This is a genomic window from Actinomycetospora sp. CA-084318 (genome assembly GCF_050955885.1).
Lineage (GTDB): Bacteria > Actinomycetota > Actinomycetes > Mycobacteriales > Pseudonocardiaceae > Actinomycetospora.
Window position 1 is genome coordinate 1,406,521 of sequence record NZ_CP192098.1, and the last position, 16,378, is coordinate 1,422,898.

Annotated in this window: 23 protein-coding genes and 1 pseudogene; 11 read left to right on the plus strand and 13 right to left on the minus strand. The window is 75.6% G+C overall.

Features of this window, described 5'->3' with window-relative positions; translation table 11 throughout:
- The first annotated feature begins 15 nt into the window (after positions 1-15).
- Positions 16-798, plus strand: coding sequence for a 3-keto-5-aminohexanoate cleavage protein (locus ACQPYX_RS06905; protein WP_433802163.1), 783 nt, complete (start codon positions 16-18; stop codon positions 796-798).
- Here ACQPYX_RS06905 and ACQPYX_RS06910 read toward each other — a convergent pair.
- The 3 genes from ACQPYX_RS06910 to ACQPYX_RS06920 all read right to left on the minus strand — a co-directional run bounded on the left by ACQPYX_RS06910 (position 792) and on the right by ACQPYX_RS06920 (position 2,106).
- Positions 792-1,304, minus strand: coding sequence for a hypothetical protein (locus ACQPYX_RS06910; RefSeq protein WP_433802164.1), 513 nt, complete (start codon positions 1,302-1,304; stop codon positions 792-794). The genes ACQPYX_RS06905 and ACQPYX_RS06910 overlap by 7 nt on opposite strands.
- A gap of 71 nt (positions 1,305-1,375) precedes the next feature.
- The gene (locus tag ACQPYX_RS06915; RefSeq protein ID WP_433802165.1) at positions 1,376-1,822 is read right to left on the minus strand and encodes an ANTAR domain-containing protein; all 447 of its coding nucleotides are present in this window, start codon (positions 1,820-1,822) and stop codon (positions 1,376-1,378) included.
- A 128-nt stretch (positions 1,823-1,950) separates the two neighbouring features.
- Positions 1,951-2,106, minus strand: coding sequence for a hypothetical protein (locus tag ACQPYX_RS06920; RefSeq protein ID WP_433802166.1), 156 nt, complete (start codon positions 2,104-2,106; stop codon positions 1,951-1,953).
- 141 nt (positions 2,107-2,247) lie between these two features.
- On the opposite strand from ACQPYX_RS06920, the gene ACQPYX_RS06925 reads away from it, so the two are divergent.
- From ACQPYX_RS06925 to ACQPYX_RS06950, 6 genes and pseudogenes are all read left to right on the plus strand, one after another.
- Positions 2,248-3,084: an endonuclease/exonuclease/phosphatase family protein gene (locus ACQPYX_RS06925; protein ID WP_433802167.1), complete on the plus strand. Its 837-nt coding sequence runs from the start codon at positions 2,248-2,250 to the stop codon at positions 3,082-3,084.
- Between the two features lie 112 nt (positions 3,085-3,196).
- The gene (locus ACQPYX_RS06930) at positions 3,197-3,502 is read left to right on the plus strand and encodes a hypothetical protein (protein ID WP_433802168.1); all 306 of its coding nucleotides are present in this window, start codon (positions 3,197-3,199) and stop codon (positions 3,500-3,502) included.
- Positions 3,503-3,582: 80 nt separating this feature from the next.
- Positions 3,583-3,924, plus strand: a complete 342-nt coding sequence (locus ACQPYX_RS06935) for a YrhK family protein (RefSeq protein WP_433802169.1) — start codon at positions 3,583-3,585, stop codon at positions 3,922-3,924.
- Positions 3,925-4,018: 94 nt separating this feature from the next.
- Positions 4,019-5,014 carry a chemotaxis protein CheB gene (locus ACQPYX_RS06940; RefSeq protein ID WP_433802170.1) on the plus strand — a complete coding sequence of 332 codons (996 nt, stop codon included), beginning with the start codon at positions 4,019-4,021 and terminating at the stop codon, positions 5,012-5,014.
- A gap of 20 nt (positions 5,015-5,034) precedes the next feature.
- Positions 5,035-6,903 (plus strand): annotated as a pseudogene (locus tag ACQPYX_RS06945) (CheR family methyltransferase).
- 51 nt (positions 6,904-6,954) lie between these two features.
- On the plus strand, positions 6,955-8,196 hold the full coding sequence (locus tag ACQPYX_RS06950) for a helix-turn-helix transcriptional regulator (protein WP_433802171.1): 1,242 nt from the start codon (positions 6,955-6,957) through the stop codon (positions 8,194-8,196).
- Between the two features lie 22 nt (positions 8,197-8,218).
- Here the strand turns inward: ACQPYX_RS06950 and ACQPYX_RS06955 are convergent, their stop codons facing one another.
- Together ACQPYX_RS06955 and ACQPYX_RS06960 are read right to left on the minus strand one after the other, a co-directional pair.
- Positions 8,219-9,013 (minus strand): SDR family NAD(P)-dependent oxidoreductase, encoded by a 795-nt coding sequence (locus ACQPYX_RS06955; RefSeq protein WP_433802172.1) that lies wholly within the window; start codon positions 9,011-9,013, stop codon positions 8,219-8,221.
- 43 nt (positions 9,014-9,056) lie between these two features.
- Complete coding sequence (locus tag ACQPYX_RS06960; protein ID WP_433802173.1) at positions 9,057-10,046, minus strand: GAF and ANTAR domain-containing protein; 990 nt, start codon at positions 10,044-10,046, stop codon at positions 9,057-9,059.
- 227 nt (positions 10,047-10,273) lie between these two features.
- On the opposite strand from ACQPYX_RS06960, the gene ACQPYX_RS06965 reads away from it, so the two are divergent.
- From ACQPYX_RS06965 to ACQPYX_RS06980, 4 genes are all read left to right on the plus strand, one after another.
- Positions 10,274-10,420: a hypothetical protein gene (locus ACQPYX_RS06965; protein ID WP_433802174.1), complete on the plus strand. Its 147-nt coding sequence runs from the start codon at positions 10,274-10,276 to the stop codon at positions 10,418-10,420.
- Between the two features lie 127 nt (positions 10,421-10,547).
- Positions 10,548-11,504, plus strand: a complete 957-nt coding sequence (locus tag ACQPYX_RS06970; protein WP_433802175.1) for a manganese catalase family protein — start codon at positions 10,548-10,550, stop codon at positions 11,502-11,504.
- 170 nt (positions 11,505-11,674) lie between these two features.
- Complete coding sequence (locus tag ACQPYX_RS06975) at positions 11,675-12,154, plus strand: hypothetical protein (RefSeq protein WP_433802176.1); 480 nt, start codon at positions 11,675-11,677, stop codon at positions 12,152-12,154.
- Between the two features lie 2 nt (positions 12,155-12,156).
- Positions 12,157-12,300, plus strand: coding sequence for a hypothetical protein (locus ACQPYX_RS06980; protein ID WP_433802177.1), 144 nt, complete (start codon positions 12,157-12,159; stop codon positions 12,298-12,300).
- A gap of 77 nt (positions 12,301-12,377) precedes the next feature.
- Here the strand turns inward: ACQPYX_RS06980 and ACQPYX_RS06985 are convergent, their stop codons facing one another.
- The 8 genes from ACQPYX_RS06985 to ACQPYX_RS07020 all read right to left on the minus strand — a co-directional run bounded on the left by ACQPYX_RS06985 (position 12,378) and on the right by ACQPYX_RS07020 (position 16,349).
- Positions 12,378-12,551, minus strand: a complete 174-nt coding sequence (locus tag ACQPYX_RS06985) for a CsbD family protein (RefSeq protein ID WP_230751177.1) — start codon at positions 12,549-12,551, stop codon at positions 12,378-12,380.
- A gap of 77 nt (positions 12,552-12,628) precedes the next feature.
- Positions 12,629-13,777: a YncE family protein gene (locus ACQPYX_RS06990; RefSeq protein ID WP_433802178.1), complete on the minus strand. Its 1,149-nt coding sequence runs from the start codon at positions 13,775-13,777 to the stop codon at positions 12,629-12,631.
- Positions 13,774-14,361 (minus strand): hypothetical protein, encoded by a 588-nt coding sequence (locus ACQPYX_RS06995; RefSeq protein ID WP_433802179.1) that lies wholly within the window; start codon positions 14,359-14,361, stop codon positions 13,774-13,776. Before ACQPYX_RS06995 ends, ACQPYX_RS06990 begins: the two co-directional genes overlap by 4 nt.
- Before the next feature lie 5 nt (positions 14,362-14,366).
- A complete protein-coding gene (locus ACQPYX_RS07000; protein ID WP_433802180.1) occupies positions 14,367-14,948 on the minus strand; it encodes a DUF6286 domain-containing protein in 582 nt (193 codons plus the stop codon).
- Complete coding sequence (locus tag ACQPYX_RS07005; RefSeq protein ID WP_433802181.1) at positions 14,945-15,343, minus strand: Asp23/Gls24 family envelope stress response protein; 399 nt, start codon at positions 15,341-15,343, stop codon at positions 14,945-14,947. The genes ACQPYX_RS07000 and ACQPYX_RS07005 overlap by 4 nt, the downstream gene beginning before the upstream one ends.
- Positions 15,340-15,552 carry a DUF2273 domain-containing protein gene (locus ACQPYX_RS07010; RefSeq protein ID WP_433802182.1) on the minus strand — a complete coding sequence of 71 codons (213 nt, stop codon included), beginning with the start codon at positions 15,550-15,552 and terminating at the stop codon, positions 15,340-15,342. The genes ACQPYX_RS07005 and ACQPYX_RS07010 overlap by 4 nt, the downstream gene beginning before the upstream one ends.
- A 36-nt stretch (positions 15,553-15,588) precedes the next feature.
- Positions 15,589-15,909 (minus strand): hypothetical protein, encoded by a 321-nt coding sequence (locus ACQPYX_RS07015; RefSeq protein ID WP_433802183.1) that lies wholly within the window; start codon positions 15,907-15,909, stop codon positions 15,589-15,591.
- A complete protein-coding gene (locus ACQPYX_RS07020) occupies positions 15,906-16,349 on the minus strand; it encodes an Asp23/Gls24 family envelope stress response protein (protein WP_433802184.1) in 444 nt (147 codons plus the stop codon). The genes ACQPYX_RS07015 and ACQPYX_RS07020 overlap by 4 nt, the downstream gene beginning before the upstream one ends.
- Positions 16,350-16,378: the final 29 nt, after the last annotated feature.

Sequence of the window (16,378 nt, forward strand, 5' to 3'; positions counted from 1 at the left end):
GCGCGCCCGGGGGGCGTGACGCCGGCCCTGCCCGCCACCCCCGAGGACCTCGCCCGCGACGCCGCGGCGGTGGCCGCACTCGGCGTCCGGAGCTTCCACGTCCACCCGCGCGACGAGCAGGGCCGCGAGAGCCTCGACCCGCGGGTGGTCGCCGAGACCGTCGGGGTCGTCCGCCGGGCGGCCCCGTCGCTCGAGATCGGCGTCCCGCTGGCGCGGTGGGTGGAGCCGAACGCGTTCCGCCGCACCGAGATCGCCCAGGAGTGGGCGCAGCTCCCGCGCGACCGGCGGCCGGACGTCCTGGCCGTCAGCGTGCACGAGCGCGGGTGGGAGACCGTGTGCGAGGCGGTGGCCTCCGTCGGGCTGGGGATCGAGCTGGGCGTGTGGACCACCGGTGACGCGGTGCAGCTGCGCTTCGCGGGCGTCCCGGTGAACACCGTGCGGATCGCGGTCGAGGTCACCGTGACCGATCCCGACCACGCCGTCGCCGAGGCCGTGCGCCTGCTGCGGGCCCTCCAGCCGTTGTCGGCGCCGGTGCCGGTGCTGCTGCACGGCGAGGAGGACGGCGCCTGGCCGGTGCTGGAGTACGCCCGCCGCGAGGGCTTCGACACCCGCATGGGGTTCGAGGACACCCTCTACGGGCCGGACGGCGTCTGGATGGCCACGGGCAACGAGGAGCTCATCCGGTTCGCCCTGGGCCAGCAGGTCGTGCCGCGGACGGGGCCGCGTCGCAGCCCCCGCCGCGGCCTGCTCCGTGACCGCTTGCGCTTCGGTCGGTCCCGCGCCGCACACCGTCACTGACCCGGCGGGACCGCCGCGTCGTCCGCCCGGTCGGTGATCTCGGAGAACGCCCGCGCGAGCCGCCGACGCTGCTCCGCGGTCGGCACGACCGGCGGCCGGTCGGTCAGCGCGACCATCCGGTCGACGTCGCACGGCTCGACCCGGCAGGACTCGAGCAGCGCATCGTCCACCCGGACCGGCACGCGCGACCGGTGGGCGAGGCTCAACGCCGCCACCCAGGACGTCGTCCGCCCCGCCTCCGGTGCCGGCACCAGCGCGCCGACGGCGCGGACGACCTCCACCACGGGGCGCAGCATCCCGTCGCACACGACGATCCGCACCGTCACCTCGAGCCCCGGCGGCGGCGACCCGAGCCACGGGTCGAGCAGCCGCACGAGCGCCGGCAGCTCGTCCGCCGCCAGCGGCACCGCCATCAGACGCGGGACGTCCCCGTCGTCGGAGAGCACGGCACACGGCTCGTCGAACAGCGACCGCCGTCCGACCGCGACGAGACGTACGACGGCCATCCGGTCCTCTCCTCGCAGGTCCGCAGCATCGCACGCGTCCCCCGACCGACGCCCGGGCCGATCGGGTGGGATCAGCGCCGCGCCGCGTCGTCGACCAGCCACCGGGCGACGTCGACGAGCTTCAGGTTGGTGTGCTGCGAGGCGGCCACGAGCCGCCCGAACGCCTCGTCCGGCCCGATGTGGTCCCGCTGCATCAGCACCCCCTTCGCCTGGCCGATGAGGTCGCGCGAGGTCACCGCCTGGTCGAGCCCGGCGACGCGCCGGGCCGCGTGCAAGGCCATCGCCGCGGGCAGGGCGAGCGCGGTGGCGAGCACGGTGGCGTCGGGCGGCAGGGCACCCCCGTCGCGGACGTAGAGCGTCACCGCGCCGACGGGACGGTCGCGGGGCACGAGGGCGACGGCGAGCAGGGCGACCACGCCGCGGGCGCGGGCGGCCGGGGCGAACGCCGGCCAGCGGTCGCCGACCCCGGCGAGGTCGGCCACCTCGACGACCGCGGGTCCGCCCGCGAGCACGTCCACGGCGGGTCCCTGGCCCAGGTCCGCCTGCAGCGCGTCGAGCTCCGCGGTCGGGTCGCCGGGCGGCCCGGTGACCTCCGGCCGACCGCGGCGGCACAGCAGCAGCCCGGCCCGGCCCGCGCCGTCGCCGATCAGACGTCGGTGAGCGACGTGATGCAGGTGAGCGTGGCGCGCAGCGCGTCGTCGCGGTCGCTGAGACCGGCGTTGAGCTCGCTCGCGGCATGGGCCAGAACGGTCGTGGGGTCGTCGGGTCGGTCGGGGACGGAGAGGATCTGTCGCGGCTGCATGGTGGCCCCCCGGGGGTCGGCACCGATACCCGCCTGACTGGTGAAACAGAGTCGTGGGCGAAGAGGCTATACGCGGAGCGCATGTGCGCACCACCCGTTGCGTGACGAATGCCGGGGGCCACCCGTCGGGCACCCCGGCCCGTGCGACTCGCCACCTGGAACGTGCTGCACGCCTGCTCGCCCGCGGACGGGCGGGTGGACCTCGACCGGTTCGCGGCGGCCGTCCGCGCGCTCGACGTCGACGTCCTCGCCCTGCAGGAGGTGGACCGCGGGCAGCTCCGCTCGGACCGGGCGGACCTCGCGGCCGTGGCCGCCGAGGCCCTGGGAGCCGTCGACCACCGCTTCGTGCCCGCCCTCGTCGGCGCGCCCGGAGCCTGGTCGGCCCCGTCCGACCGGGACACCGGCCCGGGGGACGCCGACGACGACGCGACCGGCGCACTGCGCGCCGGGGCCGCCGACCCCGTCGACGTGGTCGCCGCCGACCCGGGGCCCGTGACGCCGGCCTACGGGGTCGCGCTCGTGTCCCGGGTGCCGGTGTCGGCCTGGCGGGTGGTCCGGGTCCCGCCGCTGCGGCGGCCGCTCCCGCTGCTGCTCGGACGGCCGCCGCGCCCCGTCGTCGTGCACGACGAGCCGCGGGTCGCCGTGGCGGCGACGCTGACACCGACCGGGTCGCCGCCGCTCACCGTCGCGTGCACCCACCTGTCCTTCGTGCCGGGCTGGAACCTCGTCCAGCTCCGGCGCCTGGTCCGGGCGCTCGGCCCCGGGCGGCTCGTCGTCGCGGGCGACCTCAACACGGGGCCCCGCCGGGCCGCCGCGGCGAGCGGGCTGGACCCCCTGGCCGCCGGCGCGACGTTCCCGGTCACCGCGCCCCGCCGCCAGCTCGACCACCTGCTCGGCCGCGGCGTCGCCGCCCGGGACGCCCGGGTGCGCCGCCTCGACGTCTCCGACCACCGGGCCCTCGAGGCCACCGTGGTCTGACCGCCCGCGCTGGACCGGTCCACCTCCCGACCCGGCCACCCCCGGCCCGCCGCCGTGCCACCATCGGAGGTGGTTGACCTCCCAGCCGCCGTCGACGGCGAGGAGGCCACCGATGCGGGTCGCGAGTCCGACGATCGACCTGGTGGTGGACGACCTCGGCGCGGGCCGGGTGATCGTCCGGGTGTCCGGCGTCCCCGGCCGGTCGGACGCGACGGTCCTGCGCCACACCCTGGACCACCAGCTCGACCGGGCCCCGGTCCTGCTCGTGGTCGAGCTCGACCGGGCCGTCTCCACCCCCGAGCTGCGCGAGGTGCTCGCGACGGCGCGGGACCGCGTGCGGGCGGGCGGCGGCGGGCTGCGGGTGGTCACCACGGGACGGGACGACGCTCCGTCCCGGGAGATCACCGAGCTGCTCTAGCCGTGTGACGCCCGCGTGAGGCGGGTAGCTCCGGCCATGCCGACCTCCTCCGTCCGCCGCGACACCACGCGGAGCGTCCGATGAGCCAGACGCAGACCTCCGACCAGCACGACGACGCCGGCGACGACCGGGGTCCCGACGAGGGCGGCGGGGGTGCGATCACCCTGACCCTCGGCGACCAGGAGATCGTCCTCCGGCAACGCTACGAGCTGCTCAGCATCGTCAACGAGATCGGCATCGCCCTCTTCTTCACGGTCGGCAGCGTGGCGTTCTACTGGCACGAGCTGTTCAACCTGGGCGTCACGCTCTTCGTGATCGGCAGCGTCCAGCTCGGCATCCGCCCCGCGATCCGGTTCGCGCGACGCGTGCAGCTGCGCAAGCTCACCCGGGGGATGCCCCACGAGATCGCCCGCGACTTCTGACCCGCCACGGCGTGCCGTGGTACCACTGTGACGGGTTGACCAGCTCCAGCCCGGCCCGACGCCTCGTCGTCGCTGCTGGAAGGAGCTGTGTGGCATGGAGACCGACCCGGCCCGGGTGATCGGGATCGGCGCGTCCGCCGGGGGCCTGGAGGCGGTGGGGACGCTGCTGGCCGGGCTCCCGGCCTCGCTGCCCGCCGCCGTCCTCGTCGTGATCCACCAGGCCGACTCCGGCCCGGGCCGGGTCGCCGAGCTGCTCGACCGGCGCAGCGCCCTGCCCGTGCGGGCGGCCGCCGACGGCGACGTCATCGCCGCCGGCCTCGTGCAGGTCGCCGTCCCGGGCCACCACCTGGTGCTCGAGAAGGACACGCTGCGGGTCACCCGGGGCCCGCGGGAGAACGGACACCGTCCGGCGATCGACCCGCTCTTCCGGTCCCTGGCACTCGAGGCGGGACCGGGGGCGATCGGCGTGGTGCTCAGCGGCATGCTCGACGACGGGGCGGCGGGCCTGCTCGAGATCGTCCGGCACGGCGGGACGGCCGCGGTCCAGGATCCCGACGAGGCCGCCTTCCCCTCGATGCCGACGGCGAGCCTGCGCCAGGTGCCGGGGGCGGTGGTGCGCCCGGTGGCCGGACTGGCCGAGGCGCTGGTGGCGGTGCTGGCCCGCCCGGCGCTCGGCGTCGTCCGCCGCAGCGAGCGCCTCGCCGACGAGGTCGGGGTGGCGCTCGGCCGACGGACGGCGGCGGCCGAACCCCCGCATCCGCCGGCGGGCCTGTCCTGTCCCGACTGCGGGGGCCCGCTGTACCAGTCGGACGAGTCGTCGATGCTGCGCTACCGGTGCCGCATCGGGCACGCGTGGTCCCAGGAGAGCCTGCGCGCCGGGCAGGCGGCGGCGGCCGAGACGGCGCTCGAGACGGCGCTGCGAGCCCTCGAGGAGAAGGCCGCGCTGCACCACCGCATCGCCCGCACCGCCGACGAGCGGGGGTCCTCGCGGCTGGCCGTCCGGGCGCGGCAGACTGCCCACGACGCGCTCGCCTCCGCGGCCGTGGTGCGTGACCTGCTGTCGAGCCCCGGGGACGGAGAGGCGTGGTGACCGACGACGACGTGGGCGACGTGGAGGACGAGGAGTACGCGGCCGACGGCCCCCGCGTCGACGACCCGGGCCTGGCGTCCCTCGGACCGGCGGAGGAGACGGAGTTCGAGGGCCTGCTGACCTTCCTCAAGGAGAGCCGCGGCTTCGACTTCACCGGCTACAAGAGGTCGAGCATCCGCCGGCGGGTCGCGCGGCGGATGCAGCAGGTCGGCGTCTCGTCGTTCGCCGAGTACCTCGACGTGCTGCAGGTCGACACCGAGGAGTTCACCCAGCTGTTCAACACGGTGCTGATCAACGTCACCGGGTTCCTGCGCGACCCGGAGGCGTGGGACGAGCTCGCCGAGCAGATCGTCCCGCAGATCCTGGCGCCGAAGCCGCGCGGCGAGTCCGTGCGCGTGTGGTCGGCGGGCTGCGCCAGCGGCGAGGAGGCCTACGGGCTCGCCATGGTCTTCGCGGAGGCCCTCGGGATCGAGGAGTTCCGCGCGCGGGTGAAGGTCTACGCCACCGACGTCGACGAGGACGCGCTCGCCTCGGCCCGCCAGGCGACCTACTCGGAGAAGGAGCTGCAGTCGCTGCCGGTCGGGTGGCGCGAGCGGTACTTCGAGCGCAGCGGGTCGCGCTGAACCTTCCGCAGCGACCTGCGCCGGTGCGTCATCTTCGGGCGCAACGACCTCGTCCAGGACGCCCCGATCGGCCGCCTCGACCTGCTGGTCTGCCGCAACACGCTGATGTACCTCAACGCCGAGACGCAGGCCCGCGTGCTGCGCCGGTTCCACTTCGCGCTCAACTCCGCGGGCGTGCTGTTCCTCGGCAAGGCCGAGATGCTGCTGAGCCACGGCCGGTTGTTCCTCCCGGTCGACCTCAAGCGCCGCTTCTTCCGCAAGGCCGACCAGATCGACCCGTCCGGCCGCGGGGTCGGCCCGGTCGGGCGGCTCCAGACCACGGCGTTGCGCGGGGAGACCCAGCTCGACGACGAGGCGTTGCTGTTCAGCCCGCTCGCGACGGTGGTCGTGACCGCCGACGGGGTCGTCGCCACGGCCAACCGGCGGGCGGAGGCGCAGCTCGGGATCACCACCCGCGAGATCGGTCGGCGCTTCACCGAGCTCGAGCTCTGCCACCGCATCGCCGGGCTGCGGTCGTCCTACGAGGACGTGCGGCGCAACCGCACGTCGCTCTGGCAGCACGAGGCGGAGTACGCGCGGTCGTCGTCGGAGACGCTCTACTTCGACATCCAGGTCGTCCCGCTCACCGGCCAGCCCGAGGAGGGCCCCGCCGTCGCCCTGTTCTTCACCGACGTCACGCGCTACCGGCGGATGACCGCCGAGCTCCAGGCCGCCCACCGGCAGGTGGAGACGGCCTACGAGGAGCTGCAGTCGACGGTCGAGGAGCTGGAGACGACCAACGAGGAGCTGCAGTCGACGGTCGAGGAGCTGGAGACCACCAACGAGGAGCTCCAGTCCACCAACGACGAGCTGCAGTCGATGAACGACGAGATGCGCCGGCGCACCTCGCAGCTCGACCGGGCCAACGACTTCCTGGAGTCGGTGCTGGGGAGCCTGCGGACCGCCGTCGTCGTCGTGGACACCGAGCTGATCGTGCAGGCGTGGAACGGGCGGGCCGACGACCTGTGGGGGCTGCGTCCCGACGAGGCCGTGGGCCAGCACCTGCTCAACCTCGACATCGGGCTCGCCACCGACCGGCTCCGGCCGCTCGTGCGGGAGGTGCTGCACGGCGACGCGCTGCGCGACGACCCCCTGCGGATCGAGGCGATCAACCGCCGCGGGCGCACCGTGCAGCTCGCGATCGGCGTCTCCCCGCTGGTCGGACGCCAGGGGCGGCCGGAGGGCGCCATCATCCTGATGGACCAACTCGAGGCGGCATCGTCGTGATGTCGACGCACGGAACGCGACGAGGACGCGCCGGAGGGGGAGGCTGACATCGTGGGTCAGGAAGGGATCGACGAGGGCCTCGCCGGCATCGTCTCGTTGCTGGAGGCGGTGACGGAGCGGCTCGAGGTGGTCGAGCGGCTCGCGGGCGACGACGGATCGGCGCAGGAGAACCGGGCGATCCGGCAGAGTCGGGCGCATCTCGCCCGCACCGAGGCCCGCCGGGTGCGCGAGGAGGTCGGGGAGGTCCGTCGGCACGCCCGGGAGCTCGCGCGCCACTCCGAGCTGATCCGCCGGACGGCCGCGGCGACGACCGCGCCGATGCGAGGGGCGAACGGGGACTCGGCCGAGCTCGCGGCCGCGCACGCCGTCACCGAGGGGCGCCTCGACGGTCCGGCCGGTGGCGACCGGGCGGCTCGGCTCGTCGACCTGGTGGCCCGCGTGGTGCCGGGAGCGACCTGGAGCCGGTACGTCCCCCTCGACGGCGGGGCCGGGCACGTCGCGGGAGCCACCGTGGCGCCCGAGGCGCTCGACACCCTCGACGTCGCGGCTCGCGGCGTCGTGGCCGGCGGCACCGTCGAGGCCCACGTCCCGGGGGAGCACCGCACGCTCGCCGCGGCGGCGCGCGCCGCCGGGCTGCCCGCGCTCGCGCTGCACGCGGTGGGGCCTGCGCGCGGCGCCCTGCTGGTCGGGGGCGGGGCCGGGGTGTCCGAGGAGACCGCTCGCGCGGTCGTCCGCGACGTGGCCGGCCAGCTCGATCGCGTCCTCGCCGTCACGCCTCCGACGGTGGACCTCGCGGGGGCCGCGGCGGTCCTCGCCCGTCACCTCGACCTCGGTCACGACGAGGCCTTCGAGGTGCTGCTGGAGTCCGCGGCCGCGCTCGACGAGCCGGTGGACGTCGTCGCCCGGCAGCTCGTCGCCGCCCTGGTCGCGCCGCACCACGACGCGCGGCCGGCCGCCGAGCCCGCCGAGCCCGCCGCGCTGCGTCGTGCGGTGGAGTACATCGAGGCCCACGCGGGAGAGGACGTGACCCTCGACGAGATCGCGCGCGCCGCCCGGATCGGACCCCGCGCGCTCCAGCTCGCCTTCAACCGGCACCGCGGCGGGTCGCCGATGGCCTACCTGCGCCAGGTCCGGCTGCTGCGCGCCCACCGGGACCTCGAGGCGGCCGACCCCACGCAGGGCGACACCGTCGCGGCCATCGCCGCGCAGTGGGGCTTCGCCAACCCGGGCCGGTTCGCGACGATGTACCGCGAGAGCTACGGGATCTCGCCGAGCCGCACGCTGCGCGCCTGACCGCTCCCCGGCCGATCGGTGCTCAGCGCGAGGTGCGGGCCAGGACCCGGTGCAGGGCCGCCTTGACCTGGTCGGGCACCACCCCGGCCAGGGCCGCCTGCGCCTGCACCGCCGGCGAGCCGGCGACGACGGCCGTGCGCCCGGCCATCAACGCGTCGTAGCCCTGCCGGGCGACCGTGCCCGGGTCGTCCTTCGGGGCCCGGCCCATGAGGCTGTCGGGCAGCCCCGCGCGGCGGAAGAAGTCGGTGGCCGTCGGCCCCGGCATCAGCGAGGTCACCGTGACGCCGGTGCCGCGCAGCTCGTCGGCGACGGCCTCGGCGAACGACTGCACGAAGGACTTCGACGCGTTGTAGACGGCCTGGTGGGAGCCGGGCATGGTGGCCGCGATCGACGAGGTGAGCAGGACCCGCCCCTCGCCCTGCGCGAGCATGCCGGTCAGCACGGAGTGGGCGAGGTGCACCGTCGAACGGACGTTCAGGTCGATGAGGCGCAGCTCGTCGGCGAGGTCCGAGGAGACGAACGCGCCCCCGCTGCCGACGCCGGCGTTGAGCGCCGCGACGGCGAGCGGCCGACCGGTGTCCGCCACGGCGCGGTCGACCACCTGCACGCCGTGCGGCTCCGCGAGGTCGGCCGTCACGGCGCGCACGTCGGTGCCGTGCCGGCGCAGCCGCTCGGCGGCGTCGCCGAGCGCGGCGTCCTCGGCCACCACGAGCAGGTCGTACCCCCGTTGTGCGAGCACCCCCGCGAGTTCCGCGCCGATCCCGCGGGAGGCGCCGGTGACGAGGGCGAGCGGACGGGTCGGATCGGTCTGCGTCATGGCGGGCGGCTACCCGACCGTCGCCGGGGACCGAACGGCGGCTTCAGCCCTGCCGGGTCTGCTCCACCAACCACGCGGCGACGTCGCGGAGCTTGACGTTGGTGGACTGGGAGGCCTCGGCCAGCCGCTCGAACGCCTCCTCCGGCGAGACCCCGTCGCGGGCCACGAGGACGCCCTTGGCCTGCCCGATGACGTCCCGGCCCTCCAGCGCCTGCGCCAGCCCGGCCGCGCGGCGCGACCCGGCGACGAGGATCGCGGCCTGCCGCGCGAACAGCCGGGCCGCGGTCAGGGCGGTCACGCCGAACGTCCGCGGTCGCGGGGCGTGGAACACCGCGGCGAGGTGCGGCCCGCGGTCCCGGCCGCGGTCCTGCCCGTCCACGGTGAGCCGGACGGCGAGCAGGCTCCCGACGTCCAGGGCCTCCGCCTGCGCGGCGAGCTCGGGCCACCGCTGGTCGAGCCGGAGGTCGGACACCCGGACCTCCTCGCCGGCGAGCGCGGCGAGGCCCGGACCTGACCGGGTCCGGCGGGTGTGCTCGGCCAGGACGTCGAGGACGTCGTCGTCGCGGTGGTACGCCACGTACGTCCCGTCGTCGTCGCACCACACCAGCCCGACGCCGGCCGCGGCGGGCAGGGCGGTCCGCGCGGCCTCCAGCAGGTGCCCGTGCACGTCGGCGCGGTCGTCGAGCCGCGCGTCGAGCAGGCGGTCGGCGGCGGCCGCCACGTCGTCCCACCACGGTGTGGCGGTGTCGGCGGCGTCACCCACGCGCTCGGCCCGCCGGTCGCGCATCTGCGACGCGACCTCCGCGGCCCGCCGTCGGACGTCCTCGAGACCCACGCGCATCTCCTCCGCCCGCTCGCGGCTGTGGCACGCCCGGGCCCGGTGCATCGCGCCGGTCTCCGCGGCCACCGGGCCGTCACCGTCGAGGTCGGGCGGTGCCAGGCCCAACGCTCCGAGCCGGGCGCCGACCTGGTCGAGCAGGTCGATCACCTCCGCGAGCGTGACATGCGGCTCCTCGGGCACCGTCGTCCTCATCTCCCGCCGACACGGCGCGCACGCCGTCGGACCGGCGCCGGAAGGGGACACAGCACCGGTCACACGAACACCTCGGCGCGCCACCCCCGGGTTGGAACGGGCGCCGCTGACAGCTGCCGATCAGTAGACCGTGCGCCAGATCCCCGGGCAAGCGCGGCCCGCCGCAGGCGGGGGATTGGACGGCCCTGCCGGTCGGACATCCGCGTGACCCGACCCGAGGAGGCCCGATGACCCCGCCCCCCGACCGCCGTCCCGACGACGAACGGCCCCCGGACGACGACGCCGAGGACCGCTCGCTCGACACCGTGCCGGCCGATCAGGACCCGGCCGACGACCGCCAGGCCGCCGACCCCGGACCGCCCGGCGACCGCTGAGCCGCACGGCGGCGGAGAACCGGGCGTTTGCCCCGTCACCGCCGCCGCCCACCCGGCGCCCGAACGTCGACGGTGTTCCAACCCGCGGGCTCGTCGTGGAAAGCCTTCACCTCGAAGAGGGGCTCACGTGTTCCTTCACGTCCAGCGCATGTTGAACGAGATCGCCGCCGACGAGCCGGACCCGGGGGCGGCGAACGCCCTGCAGGAGGGGTTGGGTGGTCAGTTCGGTGAGATGCGCACGATGATGCAGTACCTGTTCCAGAGCTTCAATTTCCGCGGCCCGACGGGCAAGCCGTTCCGGGACCTGCTCTACGGGATCGGTACCGAGGAGATCGGGCACGTGGAGCTGATTGCCTCCACCATCGCCCAGCTGGTCGACGGGTCGCCGCGCTACCAGGGCAACCCCACCAGCCTCGACGAGCCCGGTGCCGGTGGGGCGACCCCGTTGGACATCGCCCTGTCCGGGGGGAACATCCACCACTGGCTGGTCGGCGCGCAGGGCGCGCTGCCGGTGGACGCCCAGGGTGACCCGTGGACCGGGAAGTACGTCTACGACTCGGGGAACCTGCCGCTGAACCTGCTCTACAACCTGATGCTCGAGTCCACCGGGCGGCTGCAGAAGTGCCGGCTGTATGAGATGACGGCGAACAAGACCGCCCGCTCCACGATCGCGTATCTGATCGTGCGCGACCAGGCGCACGAGAACTCCTACGCCAAGGCGTTGGAGGCGTTGGGGGTGGAGTGGAACAAGCTGTTGCCGATCCCGAAGACCAACGCCGAGCAGTTCCCCGAGGTCAAGACGTTGACCGAGCAGGGCCTGCAGTCCAAGCAGTACACCTTCAGTCTCGATCAGCTCTCCGAGGCCGGGCGGATCATCCAGGGCACCTCCCCGTCCAAGGACGGCACCAGCATGTCCATGGAACAGGCCCCCGAGGGGGTCCCGTTCCCCGGGATCGCCGTCGAGCGCCCCGAGGAGTTCGGGCCCGGCCTGGACCCGGACCTGATGGAACTCGTCCAGGCCACCGCCGAGATGGAGATGCAGGCCGAGACCGCCCCGCCGCAGTGGGGTCCGGCGAACGCCTGAGGCCCGACCCGCCGTCGTGCGTCTCCCGTGTGGGGCGCGCGGCGGCGCGGGTAGCCACGGCCTGCGGTTGACCTCCCAGCCTCCGAGTCGCGTGACGAGCAGGAGGCGCCCATGCGTGCCGTGGTGTGGCGGGGTCCAGGCTGGACGAAGATCGCGCTCGAGGGGCTGACGTGAGGGCGCGCCCGGTCGACCGGGTCCTCCTGCCCCTCGCCCGCGGGGTCGTCGCCGGAGCGGCCGGCACCGCCGCGATGACGCTCTCGCAGGCCGTCGAGCAACGCGCGTCCGGCCGGTCCGGCAGCACCACCCCGGCCGACGGGGTCGCGACCGCCACCGGCATCACACCCGCGGACGAGACTGCGCAGAACCGGCTCAACGTCGTCGCGCACTGGGCCTACGGCACGGCCTGGGGGCTGACCCGCTCGGCCCTCGACCTCGCCGGGTCCCGCGGTCCGGCCGCGACGGTGCTGCACCTGCTCGGCGTGGTGGGCGCCGAGCAGGCCCTGACCCCCGCTCTCGGGCTGGGGCGGCCGACCCCCGCCTACGGGGCCACCGCCACCCTCACCGATCTCGGCCACCACGTCGTGTATGCGACGACGGCCGGCACGGTCTACGACGTGCTCGCCGGCGACCCGCTCGCCGGCTGGAGGTGATCATGGATCCGCAGCAGGACCGCACCGAGGTGTCCGAGGACGCCGACTCCTCGGCGACGGCGGACGGCACCCTCGACGAGGACACGACCTCGGACGACGTGAGCGAGGACGCCGACTCGTCGGCCACCACCGACCCGCAGCGCTGAGTCCGCCGCGACCGGGTCCGGGACGACGAACGGGCCGCCCCCGGATGGGGACGGCCCGTTCGTGGATCGTGCGGGGATCAGGACTTGAAGGCGTCCTTGACCTTCTCGCCGGCCTGCTTGAGGTTGGCCTTGCCCTGGTCGGCCTTGCCCTCGGCCTCCAGCGACTCGTTACCCACGGCCTTGCCGACGGTCTCCTTGACCTTGCCCTTGATCTCGTCGATCTTGTTGCCGGCCTTGTCGTCAGCGCTCATCGTGAGCTCCTTTCCTCGGCGGCTCTGCTCGCCGCCTCCTGGTGGCGGAGTACCCCGTCCGGGGGCACGTACTGCACCTACGCGAGAGTGATCTGCAGCTGTCCCGTGCGGGGGCTGGCCACGTAGACCCGGCCCTGCCCGAGGGCGACCAGGTCGGGCTGGGTGATCGTCGCGAGGTCGAGCACCGTCCGCGGGGCGTCGGCCGAGCTCAGGTCGATCGCCACCAGCCGGTTCGTGCCGGTGAGCGTGACCCACAGCTGGTCGGTCGTCGCGTCGTAGGCGGTGCCGTACGGGGCGCTGGACGCCCCGAGCTGGATGGGTGCGAGGGGGGTCGGGGCCCCGCCCTGCGCCAGGTCGTAGCGCCGGAGGACACCGGCGCGCGTGTCGGTGACGAGCAGCCGCCCGTGGCGGTCGATCGTCAACCCCGTGGGCCCGTCGCCGGCGGGCAGCGTCGACTGCTCCCGCATCGTCGACAGGTCGATGAGGTGGACCACGTTGCGCTCGGAGTCGAGCACCGCGGCCCGCTCGCCGGCGACCGCGAGGGCGACCGGACGGCCGAGACCGCCCACCTGCGCGGCGACGCGGTTGTCGCGCAGCAGCGAGAGCGTCCCGTTCGCGACGACGCCCGCGGCCTCGCGGCGGGCGTCGCCCACGACGCCGGTGGCGGCGACGAGGAGGTTCCCGGACGGGTCGACGCCGAGGGCCTGCACCCCGGCGGGCGCGCCCTGGGGGGCGTCGGTGGAGGAGCCGGAGGGCAGGGCGATCGCGCTGAGGCCGGCCGAGGGGTCGGCGAGCACGAGCCCGGAGCGGTCGGTGGCGGGCACCGCGGCGCGCGGGCTCCCGGTGACCGCGGAGCGGGTCGCGACGGCGGCGGTGTCCGGGTTCACCTGCACGGCGGCCGCGGCTCCGCCCCCGACGACGGTGACGACGGCGCGCTGGTCGACGGGCGAGACGGTCAGGGTGGTGGCGGCGCCGTCGGAGAGGTCGACGACGCGACCGTCCGGGGTGGTGCTCGCCTCGGGGGACGTGGCGGGGCCGGCGGTGGCCGGGGGCGGTGGGGGAGCGGGCGCCGGGGCGGGCGTCGACGGCGCGGCGCTCGGAGCGGCCGACGAGGTCGGGGCGCCCGCGCCGGGCGCCACGACCAGCGGGGTGTCGGCGCAGGCCCCCAGCAGGGCCGCGAGCGCCAGGGAGCTCGCCGTCAGCGCCGCGGCCCGGCGGGCGCTCACGCGACCCGCCGCTCGTCCTGGCTCGCGCGCCCGGTCCGCAGCAGCAACTCCACGGGCAGCGTGTCCGTGCCGAGCGCGGTACGCAGGCGCGGCAGCGCGTGCTGTTCCAGGTGGGCGCGGGCCGCCGTGGCGTCGGCCTGCGCGTCGACGGCGAGCTCGACGTAGAGCGCCGGGCGCGGGGCCGGGGCGGTGAGCCGGGCGGTGGCGTCGGCGATCGCCGGGTGGGCCACGAGGTCGTCGCACAGCGCGTCGGCGATCACCGACGACGAGGCGGCCGTGCGGCCCCCGACGGGGCCGGCGGCCTCGGCCGACCAGGCCGAGCCGATGGGACGACGGCGGGCCTGGGCGATCAGCCAGCGCAGCGCGAGCAGCCCGACGACGATCCCGACGACGGCGACGACCCACGCGGCCCACGAGGGCAGCGAGGCGGAGGGCACGACGGCGGAGGTGGTCGGGACGAGCGGGAGCTGCCCGGTCGAGATGCCGGCGGCCAGGAGCGCCGCGGCGATCAGCAGGATGCCGATCACCGCGAGCAGGCTCCGGTTCAGCCGGGCGGGCGGATTGGTGGCACGGCCACGAGCCATGACGATCACCGCTCCTTGCGGGTGGAGGACACGCTCACGCGCAGCCGCGGGCGGGCGGTGAGCCCGAGCGTGTCGAGGTCGGAGGACAGGGCGGTCTCGACGGCCTGGCGCAGGTCGTCGGTGGTCGCACGGTGGGTCCGCGCGACGACCTTGACGCTGCGGCGGCGGACCTTGGCGGTGGCACCCGTGATGCCCTCGACGGTCGCGGCCCGACGACGCAGGCGCAGGGCGAGGTCGTTCCGGTGCCACCCGGCGGTCTCGACGCCGCCGCCGGACCAGGGGCCCCACTCCCCGGTGCCACCGGCGGTGGCGGGGGCGGTGCCGACGGGCAGGACGTGCGAGGACCCGGGCAGGATCGCCGCGAGCAGCAGCACGAGCCCGACGAGGGCGGCGACCCCCGCGACGATCAGGACGGCCGGGGACTCCCAGGCGACGCCGGACAGGGCCGACGGCACCGCGTCGAGGGAGACCACGGGGGTGCGCCCGAGCAGGGTCTGGATGGCGCTGGTCGCCGCGAGCGCGCCGAGCGCCAGGAGCACGAGGGACACGAGCAGCGCGGGCGCGGTGCGGCGGGGTCGGCGGGTCATGCGACCACCCGCCCCGTCGGCCGCGGCGCGGCGCCGGTCAGCACGGTGACGGTGACGTCGATCCGCGACACGGTCAGCCCGGTGTATTCGTCGAGCCGGGTGCGGATGCGGTCGCGGGCGGCGTCGGTGGTCGCGGCCAGGCCGTGCGGGTAGCGCACGGCGGTCTGCAGCGTCGCCTCGACCTGCTCGCCGGAGCGCTGCACGGACGCGCGGGCGGAGCGAGCGAGCGTGCCCGACCTCGACGTGGTGTCGATGCCGTCGACCTCGGCCGCGGCGGCCAGGACCAGCTTCTCGACGACCTTGTCGGCGATGGTCAGCTCCCCGCGGTCACCGGCCTCGGTCGTCAGGGCGACCGGGGCGGTGACGGGGTCGGGGGAGACGGTCGTGGTGCTCACAGCCGATTCCTCCCCCGGTCCGAACCGGCGCCGCGGAGCTGCTCGCCGAGCTCGGAGAGGTCGAGCTGGCCGTCGAGCCAACGCCCGACGGCCAGGCCGATCGCACCCAGCACGAGCACGAGCAGGAAGGCGCCGAACCCGCCGAACGCGCCGGCGAAGCCGAGGGCGATGCCGATGGCGAGCCCCAGGACGGTGTTGGTGGTGAACACTGCGAACTCCTCGTCTGCAGGGTCGGGAATCAGGGATCAGGCGATGTCGGCGACGGTGACCTCGGCCGGGAGGCCGGGGGCGAGGGGCGCGACGGCGGCGCGGACCTGCTCGCCCACCTGCGCCAGGACGGCGCCGTAGCGGGCGGTCACCGCGATCTCGAGCCGGACCGGTCGGTCGCCGTCCTCGACGACCCGGACGCCCGGCACGCGGCGGCCGGGCAGCAGCGTGGCGACGGCGCCGTGGAGGCCGGGGTGCAGACCGGCCACGAGGGGACAGGCCTGCACCGCGGCGGCGATCCGGTCGACGTCGAGCCCGCCGACCACCGCGGGGGTGGGGTGGGGCCCGGGCGTGCTCATCGGACGCGGGCGGGCTCGGCCGGGGCGTCGTCGGCGTCGTCGTCGCTGGGCAGGTGCAGGTCGACGACGTCGACGTTGACCTCGGTGACCTCGAGGCCGGTCATGCGCTCCACGGCGCTGATCACGTTGCGGCGCACCGAGCGCGCGACCTCGGCGATGGCGACGCCGTACTCGACGACGATCGTCAGGTCGACGGCGGCCTGGCGCTCGCCGACCTCGACCGAGACGCCCTGGGTGACCGAGGAGCGGCTGCCGGGGATGCGCTCGGTGATGGCGCCGAAGGCGCGGGCGGCCGAGCCGCCGAAGCCGTGCACGCCGCTGACCTCACGGGCGGCGAGGCCCGCGACCTTCGCGACGACCGCGTCGGCGATCGTCGTCTTGCCCTGGGTGCTCTCCAGCGCGGAGCCGGTGGCCTTCGGGGTGGTGGCGGGGGTGGTCATCGTGGTGTCCTCCTTCGCGACGACGGGCC

Coding starts and splice junctions, on each gene's coding strand:
- ACQPYX_RS06920 (WP_433802166.1), bottom strand. CDS start 2,106: ATGCAGCCGCGACAGATCCTCTCCGTCCCCGACCGACCCGACGACCCC.
- ACQPYX_RS07015 (WP_433802183.1), bottom strand. CDS start 15,909: ATGAGCACGCCCGGGCCCCACCCCACCCCCGCGGTGGTCGGCGGGCTC.
- ACQPYX_RS07000 (WP_433802180.1), bottom strand. CDS start 14,948: ATGACCCGCCGACCCCGCCGCACCGCGCCCGCGCTGCTCGTGTCCCTC.
- ACQPYX_RS06965 (WP_433802174.1), top strand. CDS start 10,274: ATGACCCCGCCCCCCGACCGCCGTCCCGACGACGAACGGCCCCCGGAC.
- ACQPYX_RS06960 (WP_433802173.1), bottom strand. CDS start 10,046: ATGAGGACGACGGTGCCCGAGGAGCCGCATGTCACGCTCGCGGAGGTG.
- ACQPYX_RS06985 (WP_230751177.1), bottom strand. CDS start 12,551: ATGAGCGCTGACGACAAGGCCGGCAACAAGATCGACGAGATCAAGGGC.
- ACQPYX_RS06910 (WP_433802164.1), bottom strand. CDS start 1,304: ATGGCCGTCGTACGTCTCGTCGCGGTCGGACGGCGGTCGCTGTTCGAC.
- ACQPYX_RS06995 (WP_433802179.1), bottom strand. CDS start 14,361: ATGGCTCGTGGCCGTGCCACCAATCCGCCCGCCCGGCTGAACCGGAGC.
- ACQPYX_RS06940 (WP_433802170.1), top strand. CDS start 4,019: ATGGAGACCGACCCGGCCCGGGTGATCGGGATCGGCGCGTCCGCCGGG.
- ACQPYX_RS06930 (WP_433802168.1), top strand. CDS start 3,197: ATGCGGGTCGCGAGTCCGACGATCGACCTGGTGGTGGACGACCTCGGC.
- ACQPYX_RS07020 (WP_433802184.1), bottom strand. CDS start 16,349: ATGACCACCCCCGCCACCACCCCGAAGGCCACCGGCTCCGCGCTGGAG.
- ACQPYX_RS06955 (WP_433802172.1), bottom strand. CDS start 9,013: ATGACGCAGACCGATCCGACCCGTCCGCTCGCCCTCGTCACCGGCGCC.
- ACQPYX_RS06980 (WP_433802177.1), top strand. CDS start 12,157: ATGGATCCGCAGCAGGACCGCACCGAGGTGTCCGAGGACGCCGACTCC.
- ACQPYX_RS06935 (WP_433802169.1), top strand. CDS start 3,583: ATGAGCCAGACGCAGACCTCCGACCAGCACGACGACGCCGGCGACGAC.